Source organism: Jeotgalibacillus marinus, assembly GCF_040801915.1.
In the GTDB taxonomy this organism is placed as follows: Bacteria; Bacillota; Bacilli; order Bacillales; family Jeotgalibacillaceae; genus Jeotgalibacillus; species Jeotgalibacillus marinus.
The window spans coordinates 1-227 of record NZ_JBFMIA010000330.1 but is presented as its reverse complement, the minus strand read 5'-3'; the positions used below and the strand labels follow the sequence as shown (position 1 = coordinate 227).

The following is a 227-nucleotide window of genomic DNA, read 5'->3' as shown; positions in this document are numbered from 1 at the left end:
AAGAGGTCGACTTCCCTAAGCACCTCGAGCGCATGGCGGCGGACACCCGCATCAAGGGCATCCGCCGTCTGCTGCAGTCCGACCCGGACGATCTCTCCGCCGGCCAGGTGTTCCGCGACAACCTCCGCCGCCTCGCCCCACTCGGCCTCACCTTCGATATCTGCGTACAGTCGCGCCAGCTCGGCGTCGCCCGCGACCTCGTGGCGGCCTGTCCCGAGGTCCAGTTC

General features: G+C 68.7%; 1 protein-coding gene. It reads left to right on the top strand.

Annotation, left to right across the window (positions count from 1 at the left end):
* On the top strand, positions 1 to 227 hold a 227-nt coding region (locus AB1471_RS18055; protein WP_367781089.1), incomplete at both ends, for an amidohydrolase family protein.